We start from the raw sequence: 12,001 nt of genomic DNA, 5'->3' as shown, positions 1-12,001 counted from the left end.
GTGACAACTTGGGCAAAATAGGTACATAATCTTTGAGTTTAGTCACTCCAAAGTTAGGCATTTGCCCCCGTTGTCTATTTTTTTGTTATAGCATTACTTTGCGCGCACTGCCAATAGCATAGGCTCTAACCATTTCATGGATTCGCATATCACTTATAGTGGCATTACCCATGCGTTTGCCCGCGTTTTTACTGGCTTTCTCGTAGCTTACATCACGAACCTGTTCTAAAACATACTCTTCTAATAGTTTACTTTCATAATGCTCTCCTAAAGCTGGGTCTGTTAGATTTATCCATGTGTTGACTTGACCCTCAAGGGCATATTTACGAACCGAAAAACGAAATGACCCATTGAGCGTCTTTATTGTTACCATGCGATGACCGCGCTTTACTAAAAGTGTTTTTTTCGTGTTTTGACTGCTCGGCTGACAGTAACTCTGAGGTTATATCTATCAAAATTTCTGGACGAAGAGTTTCGATTTGTTGCTCTATCCTTGATAAATCATCTAAGCTATCCCCTAAATTATAGCTTTTAGTAGCCAGTTCAGTTCCATTGTCATCCAATATTTGCAATCGAATTTGTGCCATAAGAATTATTCAGTTTTGTGTTCTAACGCAAAATAGTTATTGTCGAACTAATTATTTATACCAACTAACTTTATAATCCAGTACCTAAATACAGTGTTTTAAAAGTATTGTGCTATTTTTTATCCCGCAGACAAACGCTCGCAACGGCGAACCGAGATTAAAATACAACGCGGATTGACACAGAACGCTCATTAACAGAATTAATAACCCAAAATCTGCGGCTATCTGCGGTTTTTAACATCAGCGTAAATCAGCGGGCAAAATATAAAGTAACTAATTAAACACTGTACTAAAAACAAAAACGAAAAAATATTATAAAAAAAATAACTCGAATTTATAATTTTGGCACGACTATTGATAGTGGCTTTTCTGTAAGTAAAATGTACCCAAAACAAAACGCATGGAACATCCTCTATAACCCCTACGCTATCATGCAGAAATTAAGCCTAAACCAGACTTTACAGCAGAAGCTAACGCCGCAGCAGATTCAGTTTATCAAGTTATTACAAATACCAACGGCGGAATTGGAAACACGAATTGAGGAGGAGTTGGAGATTAATCCGGCATTGGAAGAGGGGATGGATGAAGAGTTGAGCGCAAAGGATGATACATATGACGATAATGCCGACAGCGATTATGATGAAGAATACAATCATCGTGACGACATTAGCTTGGATGATTATCTCCATCATGACGAGTATGGCGGGTATAAAATGTACAGCGATGGCAACTATCCTGAAGAGGATAGAGAAATGCCTATCGCTACTATGCTGACTCTTCATGATGCCTTAATTCAGCAATTTGGGTATTTACGACTCAATGACCGTCAGGCTGTGATTGGCTTGCAGCTATTGGGAAGCATTGAAAATGACGGATATATTCGTCGTTCGTTGCAGGCTATTGTGAATGATTTGGCGTTTTCGCAGGGATTTTATTCTTCCATTGAAGAAGTAGAGCAGGTTTTAAAGAAAATTCAAACGTTTGATCCTCCCGGAATCGGTGCTAGAAACTTGCAGGAGTGCCTTTTGTTACAACTTGGCAGAAAAGACGCTGCCGATGTATATGTTACTTACGCAATTAAAGTAATTGAAGCCTTTTTTGAAGAATTCTCTAAAAAGCACTACGATAAAATCCAAAAAAGACTCAATATCACCGATGTGCAAATGAAATGTGTCATTAATCTCATCACTAAACTGAATCCAAAACCGGGGTCTGTGGAAGGTGAAGATGGTTTGGCACAATACCTGTTACCGGATTTTTGGATTAATAACAACAACGGCAAACTGGAAGTACACCTTAATTCCAAAAATGCGCCAGAACTCCGCATCAGTCGTTCATTTGCCGAAATGCTCGATACCTATGACAAAAGCGATAAGTCTAATCGACATATTCGCGAAACGGTATCTTTTGTAAAACAAAAATTAGATGCTGCCAAGTGGTTTATTGACGCAATCAAGCAACGTCAAAATACCCTTCAGCGCACCATGAATGCCATCCTTCAATACCAACACGAGTTTTTTATGGATGGGGATGAGACTCGTCTCAAACCCATGATTTTGAAAGACATTGCTACGCGTATTGATATGGATGTTTCGACGGTATCGCGGGTAGCTAACAGCAAAGCCGTACAAACCGAATTTGGGGTGTATCCGCTCAAATATTTCTTCTCGGAAGGTATCTCAACCGAATATGGGGAGGACGCCAGCAGCCGGGAAGTAAAATCAATCTTGAAAGACCTGATTGAGAGCGAACCGAAAGGAAATCCTTTATCAGACGACAAGCTTGAAAAGTTGTTGAACGAAAAAGGGTACAATATTGCCCGCCGTACGGTAGCCAAATACCGTGAACAACTCAACATACCTGTAGCCCGACTTAGAAAACAGTTGTAGAGAAAAGTGGTTGTCCAAGTAAGCGTTATTCATTATTGATGTACTTTTGTACAGTTTTGATTTGTGAATAACCACTAATAGATAACTTCTCCTTGAATACGCGCTTAGCCCAATTTCTTTCGGTCATACTCCACCCCTTATTAATGCCCACATTTTTGTTGGGTTTGTTATTTTTCACTTCTCCTTCCATTGTCGGTGTTGATGTGCTTACGCCATTGATACGACTTACGTTGTTGGGCTTCATTTGCATAACTACTTTTTTCGTGCCTGCTTTGGGAATTTATTACCTCTACCGCGCCGGATACGTCAAAAGCCTGCATTTAGACGATTTGTCTGACCGCAAACTCCCTTATTTTCTGACCGCGTTTTTTTACGCATTTGCCACTTACTTTTTTAGTTATCAGTTAGCCCCTCTTTCAGAAATTGCCCCCGAAATTGGAATAATTTTAGGAAGTATCACCGTATCGATTGCCTTGGTAGGACTTATTAGTCTGAGTTGGAAAATCAGTGCGCACGGTACAGGCATTGGGGGATTCGTAGGTGCTGTGTTCGGCATTGCCGTGAAATTCAGTGAAAATAATCTCCTTTATCCTTTTCTGATATTCCTCGTTTTAGGTGGTATGCTCGTAAGCGCCCGTTTACAACTCAATGCCCATACGCCTGCTCAGGTAGGTGCAGGGGTATTTTTAGGAATTTTAGTAAGTCTCATCACTGTGTGGTGGTTTGTGTAACATTATTTGTTCATTTGTATTCCGAAACAGTCCTTCATCTTTTACTTCTAAAACCTATGTACGAAAATATCCTCTACGAAATCTCTGATGGGATAGCGCGTATTACGCTTAATCGTCCCAAAGTTTATAATGCCTTGAGTCCGGGGCTTCTCAAGGACATTACCGCCGCGGTTCAGGCAGCTCATGCGGATGATTCGGTGCGGGTGGTGGTGCTGACGGGTGCCGGTGAAAAAGCGTTTTGCTCCGGTGCTGATTTGAAAGAAGGAATGGGAGAGGCTTCTGGTTTGGGGGAATCGCTCCGTCAAAACTACAATCCGATGATTTTGGCGATTCGGACTATCCCCAAACCGGTCATTTGTCGACTTAATGGAGTGGCCGCTGGTGCCGGGTGCTCGTTGGCATTGGCTTGTGATTTAATTATAGCATCTAAAGAGGCTTATTTGAGCCAGATTTTTGTCAATATCGGTCTCATGCCGGATGCCGGCTCGACGTTTTTTCTGCCGCGTTTGGTGGGAATGCAAAAAGCGTTTGAAATAGCAAGTACGGGCAGGCGCGTGTATGCCCCTGAAGCGGTGGCATTAGGTTTGATTCATAAAGCCGTACCTGAAAGCGAGTTGGATATTGAGTTGTGTGATGTGTTGACGTATTATCGCAATGCGCCTACCAAAGCCATTGGCGCGATGAAACTGGCGCTGAACCAATCGCTTTATTCTAATTTAGAACAAATGCTCGAATTGGAAGCCGTGCAACAGGACCAACTTAGCCATACCCACGATGCTGCCGAAGGAATGATGTCATTTTTACAGAAGAGAAAAGCCGTTTATCGGGGGAAATAAGCAGGGGGAGACGTTATCCGTTATCTGTATAACCGTGTAACCGTTTTCTAATTTCCGTGTATTCGTTACCGCGCGGGCACGGTCTGCCGCTGCGGGTCCCGCTGTATATTCGTTATCCGTTTTCCAATATATGCTTATCCGAATAGTACGAATGACCTTTCAGCCTGATAAAGTGGCTGATTTTTTAACTGTTTTTGAAGAATCTAAAGAAAAGATACGTGCCATGCCCGGCTGTCATCGATTGGAGCTTTTGCGCGACTTAGACCTGCCTAACGTGTTTATGACCTACAGTTATTGGGACGATGCCACTGCACTCAATCGGTACCGGGACTCCGAATTATTCAAGACGACTTGGGCAAAAACAAAAGTACTTTTTGCCGACAAACCGTTGGCTTATTCTGTGGAAAGATTGCAGGAGCTGGCCTAAATTTCAGCATGGATTATTCTGTTTTGATACTGAATTGGTCGGCATCCAAATACGCCGGAAAGCGCTCTCGGAAAGCTGTAAGTGTTTCTTTTTGAAGGCTATATACGTAAATTCCTTCTTCGTCTGATTTCCTTAACAGGACTTCTCCTTTAAAATCAATCAAAGCGGAGTCACCCGCGTAAGGCAGCCCATTGGCATCGTCTCCTACGCGGTTGACTCCGATGACGTAACTCAGGTTTTCGATAGCTCTTGCTTGCAGAAGTAGGTTCCAAGCCTGACGACGAACCGAAGGCCAATTGGCTACGTAAAGCAGTAAGTCGTATTCCATATTTACGTTTCGTGCCCATACTGGAAATCGTAAATCGTAGCAGATCAGCGGACAAATTTTCCAGCCTTTCCATTCTTTGATGATTCGTTGAGTACCTCCCGTGTACGATTCGTGTTCTTTGGCCATTCTAAACAAATGACGTTTGTCGTAGCTATCATACTCACCGTCGGGCTGCATCCACAATAGACGATTATAGTAACTTTGACCCTCTCTCATAACGTAACTCCCCGTAACAACAGCGCCTGTTTGGGCTGCCATTTGTCGCATCCATTTAAAAGTAGTCAGGTTCATTGGCTCGGCTACCGCAGCCGGATTCATGGTAAAACCCGTTGTAAACATTTCGGGCAACACAATCAAATCCACTGATTGCTCCATGGCCGCGATTTTTTCTTCCAACATAGCCATGTTGGCCGTTGGGTTTTCCCAATGTAAAACGGTTTGAACGAGAGCTACTTTTAAATCCATCTTTTGTGTAAATGACTAATAAACCTGAAAACTACTTCAATTCACTTGCCTTGATTTCCCGTTGCCATTGTTCTACTCCTTTTGAATCAAAAATAGAGACTTTCAACACGCGATTATCAGCTTTTCCGGTTATCTCAAATGTACTGAAGTTGCGTTTATTCTCTACGGATGTTCCTTCAACAAATGTATCGGTTGTTTTTTCTTTGTCGTTGGGCTTGCCCGGACCGGAAGTCAGCGGCGAAACTGTAAAATCATACAACGGATAAGTACCGAAACGATTGAGGCGATGTAGGATGGTGTGGTGACGGTCACCAGTTAGGAAGATAACACCTGGGATTTTTTCATCGGCAATGCGTTGCAATAAATAATTGCGTTCTTCCGCAAAAATGGCATAATTCTCAAAAAGAGAAGCGGCATTGATGATTTGCCCACCCGTCACGATAAATTTAAAGTTTGCCTTACTGAATACCAGCGCATCAATCAACCATTGGATTTGTGCTTTCCCAAAGTAAGTACGGTCGTCGTTGCGGTCGTTAGGGGCTCTAAACCAACGGTCATCCAATAAGAAAAACTGCGCATCCCCCCACTCAAAAGTGCCCGTACATGCTCCTTCAAAAATATAGTTGGGATTTCCCCAAAACAAACGAAATGCTTCTGAGGTCATGTTTTTAAGCTAAAAGCCGCGGTCGGAATCATTAGGTCCAAAATCGTGGTCATCCCAGATAGCGTAGTGATGCGTTGACCCCAAAAGCGGTTGCATTTCGGGTAAAGAGCGCGTATGGGTATTGCGATACAAAATGCCCGTACGGGTATTCCAATCCGGTTCACGCAGGTAGGTGTTATCACCCCCCCACACCATAAAATCAGGTTTTTTGGCGGCAATGGACGTGAAAATCTCATATTCCGCACCGTAGGGCGCAGGACGGTCGTAGGGCGCGTCGTTGACGTAGGCGCAACTGCCAAATGCAAATTTGTAGGTAGGCGGATCTGTTCTGAACTGCCAAAGCACTTGCGCCTGAAAACTAAGCGGATAACTCACATTGATTTTTTTATTGTCTACCCAAACTTCATAGTCATATTTTTTGGACGGTTGCACTTGGTCAGCGATGAGCCGTGCTACAAAGGCCGTGTTTTTATTGGTCACCATTTCTTCCGTACTCATTTTCAGAGCTGTATTGCCTTGTTCCCAATACATAAACTTTACTTTGGCTGCCTGCTTGGTTTGAACCCAAAGCAATACTTCGCGCATTTCGGAATAACCTACCATCGGTCCTGATTGTACTTGGGCGAGAGAGGTTAAAGTGAAAAGTAAAAACGGGGCCGCCCATGCGGTGTAAAAGAGGAAGGAGATTTTTTTCATGCGTATGGTTTTTTTCGACGCAATTTAACGACAATCGCGTAATCAAACCTCACTTCCTCAGTTTATCATTTTATGAAAGATTTGTTTTCAGGTCATGCTGCTGACTACGCCTTGTATCGTCCCACGTATCCAAAGGCGTTGTACGATTGGATGTTTGAGCGGGTAGAAAAGGTTGACCACGCGTGGGATTGCGGTACGGGCAATGGTCAGGTAGCCAACGTTTTGGTTGAACGATTTAACAAAGTGGAAGCCACTGACATCAGCGAAGCCCAAATGCAACAGGCCAAACCGCTTTCTAACGTCCACTACCATGTTTGTTCCGCAGAAATAACACCTTTTGCCGAGGACTCATTTGATTTAATTACGGTAGGTCAAGCATTGCATTGGTTTGATTTTGAGCGGTTTAATGATGAAGTTAAACGAGTTGGAAAACCAAATTCATTGATAGCAGTTTGGACCTATGAATTAGTCCGGGTTTCTCCTGAAATTGACGTTGTCATTAACGATTTTTACCAAAATACTGTTGGGGAGTACTGGGACAAAGAGCGGCGTCACGTCGAAAATCAATACGCTGAAATACCGTTTCCTTACCGAAATGTAGAAAAAAAAGTATTTCTTCAAACCTACGAGTGGACCTTGGCCCAACTCTGCAATTATCTTCATACGTGGTCGAGCGTGCGCAAGTTTGAACGAATCAACCAAATAAACCCCGTAATAGACTTGCAGCAGAAATTAGCCGACTTTTGGGGAGGAGAAAAGACAAAAACGGTTACTTTTCCGGTGTTTACCCAAGTAGGGAAGGTTTGAAAAAGCAGAAGCAACCACTATCTTTGCGGCTCGAAATTCAACCTGATGCAGATTAGCAACCACCAATACACAATCCAAGACATTCCTGTACTTGATATAGCACAGCAATTTGGCACTCCGCTTTATGTTTACGACGCTGACAAAATTGTCGAAAAAATCAACCAATTGCGCGGCGCTTTTCCCAATGTCAACCTGAAAATTAAGTTTGCCTGCAAGGCGCTTACCAATATTTCTATTTTGAAATTGATGCGCCAAAACGGCGTTGAAATTGATGTTGTCTCTCCGCAGGAACTGCAATTGGCACTTCACGCAGGTTATACGGGGAGCCAAGTTACGTTTACTCCCAGCGGCGTGTCGTTTGACGAGATTGAAGCCGCAGTAGCAGCCGGTTCGATGATCAATTTGGATAACCTCATTGTTCTTGAAAAATTCGGTCAGCGTTACAGCGGAAGTGCTCCCTGCATGATTCGTATCAAACCCAACGTAGCGGCAGGAGGCAACGTCAAAATCATGACTGCCCACGAAGGTTCAAAATTTGGGATTGACATACGCCAACGCGAAGACATTCTCCGGATTGTGAAGCAATACGGCATCAACGTGGTAGGCTTACATCAACATACCGGTTCTGACATCAAGGAAGCCGATGCGTTTGTTCGGGCAGCTGCCGTGATTTTTGAATTTGCCGAATCATTCCCTAATCTTCAAATTATAGATTTGGGAGGCGGTTTTAAAGTAGCTTACAAAAAAGGAGACCATATTACCAATATGCCTGAATTGGGGGCTCACCTCAGCGAGGCATTTCTGGATTTAAGCAAAAAACTGGGTCATGAACTGCAGCTTTGGTTTGAACCGGGTAAATTTTTGGTAAGTGAAGCAGGGTATTTATTGGTACAGGCCAACGTCGTTAAACCCGCTCCGAGTCGTACTTTTGTGGGAGTGAATTCAGGATTGAATCACCTTATCCGTCCGATGATGTATGATGCATACCATCACATTGTCAACGTATCGAATCCTGAAGGAGTCAAAACCGAAACGTACGATGTCGTAGGTTATATTTGTGAAACTGATACCTTTGCCAAAGACCGGGAAATCAACGAAGTACGTGAAGGCGATATACTTGCTTTGCTCAATGCCGGGGCGTACGGATTTACGATGAGCAGTCATTACAACAGTCGTTTTCGTCCGGCTGAAGTGTTGATTTATGAAGGCAAAGCTCACCTCATTCGTCAACGGGAAACCATGGAAGACATTCTTAAAAATCAGATACTTTTAGAGTTGTAATGCCCTCCCAAGTAGCTAGTATTTTCACCGGTCACGGCAATAAAAATTCACTAATTCACTAATTCACAAATCACTCATTAAGATATGGGACGCGCGTTTGAATACCGAAAAGCAAGTAAACTGAAACGTTGGGGCATGATGGCGAAAGTCTTCACCCGGATTGGAAAAGATATCGTAATGGCCGTAAAAGCAGGTGGTCCTGATCCGCAAAATAATTCACGTTTGCGGGCGGTAATCCAAAACTCCAAGGCCGCCAATATGCCCAAAGACAACGTCGAACGGGCCATTAAACGAGCAATTTCCAAAGAGCAAGAAGACTATAAAGAGTTGGTGTATGAAGGAAAAGGCCCGCACGGTATTGCGATTCTTATCGAAGCTACCACTGACAATACCAACCGTACTGTTGCTAACGTTCGCAGTTATTTCAACAAATTAGGCGGCAGTCTTGGAATTTCCGGGATGCTGGACTTTTTGTTTGAACGCAAGTGTGTCTTTAAAATCGCCAATGAAGGCGTTGATTTAGAAGAACTTGAGTTTGAATTGATTGATTTTGGAGCCGAGGAAGTGTTCTTGGACGACGAAACCAACGAAATTAATATCTACGGTGAATTTACTGCCTTTGGAACTATTCAGAAATTTTTGGAAGAAAAAGGTTTTGAACTAAAAGGGGCAGAATTTACGCGTATCCCGACTGAATTGAAAGAATTGACGGAAGAACAAATGGCCGAGGTGGACAAACTTATCGAACGCCTCGAAGAAGACGACGACGTGCAGAATGTGTACACGAATATGAAGTAGAAGTCAGAAGTCAGAAGTCAGAAGTCAGAAGTCAGGAAAGCGAGCCATAAGCTCGCTTTCCTGTTTTATAAATGAATTTCTTTACACTTTTAACTTTACACTTTTTCCCCTTTTCAAGCGATTTCAATCCCAATTTGCCGCATAAGAGCCGTGGCGTTGAACTCGCGACAAATGCCTGGTTGCAAGTGATAATCAAAATGTAGTTCTCCTTCCGAAAAGGTCGAATTGAAACTGTAATTGGCTATGTAATCGTGCTGCGTTTCCATTTGGCCCAACTCAAGGTCGTGGGTAGAAACAAAGCCGGAACTATTTAGTAAATGCAACTGCTTGATAAGGGCTTCTGCGCCACGGTGACGGTCAGCAGAGTTGGTTCCCTTTAGTATTTCGTCTAAAAAATAGAAGACTGGAATTCCCGAAGACTTGGCCAATTGAAGCAAAGATTGCAGGCGTTTCAGTTCGGCATAAAAAGATGATGTATTTTCTTCTAATGAGTCTTGAGTACGCATACTGGTAAATATCCGCACAATTGAACACGAAAATGACTCCGCACACACAACTGAACCCGACAGAGCGAGTACGGTGTTAATGCCCAACGTTCTTAAAAAAGTACTCTTTCCCGACATGTTAGAACCCGTGATGATAGCCGTTTGTCCTACTTCGTTGATTTCAAAATCATTACTCACGCGTTTCTCGCCCAAAATCATTGGATGTCCCGCTTTGGTCGCTTTCAAGTGAAAATCGTTTGGTGAAATTTCGGCAAAAGGATAGGATGGATTGGCGTAAGCAAAGCCCGCTAAACTGCTCAGCGTTTCAAATTCTCCCAAAACATGGAGCCAAATTTTAAGATGGTGTTGGTGGGTACGTTTCCAAACTTCGAGTTTAGTCATCCATTGCAAATCCCAAAGCGTAGGTAGCCCAATGGCAAGCATAAAATAAGGGTTCAGGCGAAAATTAAGATTTTCTGTCACGGAAGCTAACTCCTGAATGCTTTTGGAAGCAGTGGCAGAAACTTTCAACTGACTTTGCAATTGACGCAGTTTGGCCGAAGTAAAAGAATGATTCTCAATTTTTTCCAACAAAGCTGAAAAAGCTTTAAGTGTATCCACAATTCCATTCGATTGTTCGGCATACGCCTTGACGGAATGGTTTAGTTTACCCAAAATAAAACCGTGAAAACCCAAAAGTAAAACGACAACTATCCAAGGAATCAGCCCCATAAAAGCAGAAATGATACCCGCAATGGTTAAAATGGGGAACCATCGAAGATGCTTCCACCGTAGAATAGACTCGTTTTCGCCCGCTTGAAGCCAGTGGTGCAAAAAATCAGTCGATTCGGCAATTTGCTTTTCCAAGCGAGCAACTGCTTCCATTTCTTGCCGCCAGTCGAGTAGGGGAGTAAGTTCAGTGATAGCCAGCTGTCGAACAGCGAGCTCGATGGGGTCAGCGGGGTCAAGCAGCCAATCGGCCAATGTCTGCATACCTACTCGTGTATGAGCACGATTAAGTAATCGGAAGAGCGAATGAGGCCCGAAAACATCCAAATCGTTGCAATAAGCGTGATTTTTAACGGCAAAGGATTCGCCCGTTTCCGCTCGGGAAAAATGCAGAGAAAGACGCGAAATCTCGTCTTTGTTAATTTCTGCGAGGGCTCGGTACAAGTCACGTTCACGCGCGGTTTTTTGGTGTTTCCGTAAAACAACGGCAAAAATAATTAAACCAAACACACCTGTTGCCAAGGCAGCCATTGAATTAATTCGATACAGTCCCCATGTCAGTGCTATGGTCGCAAGGAAGATGGAAAGACGTGCCGTTGAAAGTTGGCTATAACGACGTTGGAATACTTCGGCTTGTTGGAGGAATACAGTTTGGCGTTGTTCAAATACTTCAGAAGGAGTCACAGCTGCGATTTTTCCTCAAATGTAGTAATGTTGGGTTGAAAAACAGTAGTTAATTCAGCGAAAACATCGGTAGTTTTACGGCGGTGGCGGTGTTATTGAACATCAATTCGGTGATGGTAGGGCGCATAAAATCAATCAACGGAAATTCCGAGATGATTTCCATTACATCAAATTCTGTTTCTGCTTTGAGAACGCACCAAAGTTTGGTTCGGTCGGCGGATAGTGAATAGGCCGTAATTTTCCCTTTCTCCATCAACTGATTGATTTTAAGGCGTTGACGTGGGATTTTTGCTACAAACTCCTCCGTCATTTCGTCGGGGAGAATAAATTCGACCATGAATTGACTCATATTTCAGTTTTTGTTTATACATCAAAATAACAGACATTGCCCGTAAATGGTTCGGAAGGTTGTGGTTTGCGACTTTAGAATTAATTTTGCCGCAGATTCAATAAATGAAACTAATGCCGGAGGTAAGTAGTGTTGTAGCAATTTAATTTTGTACATTAATTTCATTATATCTATTTTGCATTTTTGTTCGAGCTTTTTCAGTAGTAAATGACCAATTCACTTTGATAGCTTTCATATTTCTGTTT

At 42.9% G+C, this 12,001-nt stretch carries 14 protein-coding genes; 7 read left to right on the top strand and 7 right to left on the bottom strand.

Going from position 1 to position 12,001, the window contains the following annotated elements; genetic code table 11:
* Positions 1-85: 85 nt before the first annotated feature.
* Positions 86-373, bottom strand: coding sequence for a hypothetical protein (locus Q0081_RS17940; protein WP_298356239.1), 288 nt, complete (start codon positions 371-373; stop codon positions 86-88).
* Complete coding sequence (locus Q0081_RS17935) at positions 324-587, bottom strand: hypothetical protein (RefSeq protein ID WP_298356236.1); 264 nt, start codon at positions 585-587, stop codon at positions 324-326. The genes Q0081_RS17940 and Q0081_RS17935 overlap by 50 nt, the downstream gene beginning before the upstream one ends.
* Positions 588-1,018: 431 nt before the next feature.
* Here Q0081_RS17935 and rpoN point away from each other — a divergent pair, with 431 nt between their 5' ends.
* The 4 genes from rpoN (at position 1,019) to Q0081_RS17915 (ending at position 4,470) form a co-directional block, all read left to right on the top strand.
* Positions 1,019-2,476, top strand: a complete 1,458-nt coding sequence (gene rpoN, locus Q0081_RS17930; RefSeq protein ID WP_298356233.1) for an RNA polymerase factor sigma-54 — start codon at positions 1,019-1,021, stop codon at positions 2,474-2,476.
* A 143-nt stretch (positions 2,477-2,619) separates the two neighbouring features.
* On the top strand, positions 2,620-3,207 hold the full coding sequence (locus Q0081_RS17925; RefSeq protein ID WP_298356230.1) for a hypothetical protein: 588 nt from the start codon (positions 2,620-2,622) through the stop codon (positions 3,205-3,207).
* A 56-nt stretch (positions 3,208-3,263) separates the two neighbouring features.
* A complete protein-coding gene (locus tag Q0081_RS17920; protein WP_298356227.1) occupies positions 3,264-4,043 on the top strand; it encodes an enoyl-CoA hydratase/isomerase family protein in 780 nt (259 codons plus the stop codon).
* Between the two features lie 130 nt (positions 4,044-4,173).
* Positions 4,174-4,470: a putative quinol monooxygenase gene (locus Q0081_RS17915; RefSeq protein ID WP_298356224.1), complete on the top strand. Its 297-nt coding sequence runs from the start codon at positions 4,174-4,176 to the stop codon at positions 4,468-4,470.
* 13 nt (positions 4,471-4,483) lie between these two features.
* Here the strand turns inward: Q0081_RS17915 and Q0081_RS17910 are convergent, their stop codons facing one another.
* The 3 genes from Q0081_RS17910 to Q0081_RS17900 are packed head-to-tail and all read right to left on the bottom strand — an operon-like array spanning position 4,484 to position 6,623.
* The gene (locus tag Q0081_RS17910; RefSeq protein ID WP_298356221.1) at positions 4,484-5,263 is read right to left on the bottom strand and encodes an amidohydrolase; all 780 of its coding nucleotides are present in this window, start codon (positions 5,261-5,263) and stop codon (positions 4,484-4,486) included.
* Between the two features lie 31 nt (positions 5,264-5,294).
* Complete coding sequence (locus Q0081_RS17905; protein ID WP_298356219.1) at positions 5,295-5,927, bottom strand: alkaline phosphatase D family protein; 633 nt, start codon at positions 5,925-5,927, stop codon at positions 5,295-5,297.
* Between the two features lie 9 nt (positions 5,928-5,936).
* On the bottom strand, positions 5,937-6,623 hold the full coding sequence (locus Q0081_RS17900) for a hypothetical protein (RefSeq protein ID WP_298356216.1): 687 nt from the start codon (positions 6,621-6,623) through the stop codon (positions 5,937-5,939).
* A 72-nt stretch (positions 6,624-6,695) separates the two neighbouring features.
* Here Q0081_RS17900 and Q0081_RS17895 point away from each other — a divergent pair, with 72 nt between their 5' ends.
* From Q0081_RS17895 to Q0081_RS17885, 3 genes are all read left to right on the top strand, one after another.
* A complete protein-coding gene (locus Q0081_RS17895) occupies positions 6,696-7,430 on the top strand; it encodes a class I SAM-dependent methyltransferase (RefSeq protein ID WP_298356213.1) in 735 nt (244 codons plus the stop codon).
* A 45-nt stretch (positions 7,431-7,475) separates the two neighbouring features.
* A complete protein-coding gene (lysA, locus tag Q0081_RS17890; RefSeq protein WP_298356210.1) occupies positions 7,476-8,711 on the top strand; it encodes a diaminopimelate decarboxylase in 1,236 nt (411 codons plus the stop codon).
* Between the two features lie 84 nt (positions 8,712-8,795).
* Entirely contained in the window at positions 8,796-9,509 is a 714-nt protein-coding gene (locus tag Q0081_RS17885; protein WP_298356207.1) for a YebC/PmpR family DNA-binding transcriptional regulator, read from the top strand.
* A gap of 113 nt (positions 9,510-9,622) precedes the next feature.
* Here Q0081_RS17885 and Q0081_RS17880 read toward each other — a convergent pair whose 3' ends face one another.
* Positions 9,623-11,407: a MutS-related protein gene (locus tag Q0081_RS17880; RefSeq protein ID WP_298356204.1), complete on the bottom strand. Its 1,785-nt coding sequence runs from the start codon at positions 11,405-11,407 to the stop codon at positions 9,623-9,625.
* Between the two features lie 49 nt (positions 11,408-11,456).
* Positions 11,457-11,756, bottom strand: a complete 300-nt coding sequence (locus tag Q0081_RS17875; RefSeq protein ID WP_298356199.1) for a muconolactone Delta-isomerase family protein — start codon at positions 11,754-11,756, stop codon at positions 11,457-11,459.
* Positions 11,757-12,001: the final 245 nt, after the last annotated feature.

Source organism: Runella sp., assembly GCF_027484545.1.
Lineage (GTDB): Bacteria > Bacteroidota > Bacteroidia > Cytophagales > Spirosomataceae > Runella.
Note: the sequence above shows the minus strand (reverse complement) of the source record. Positions and strands in the feature narration are given on the sequence as shown.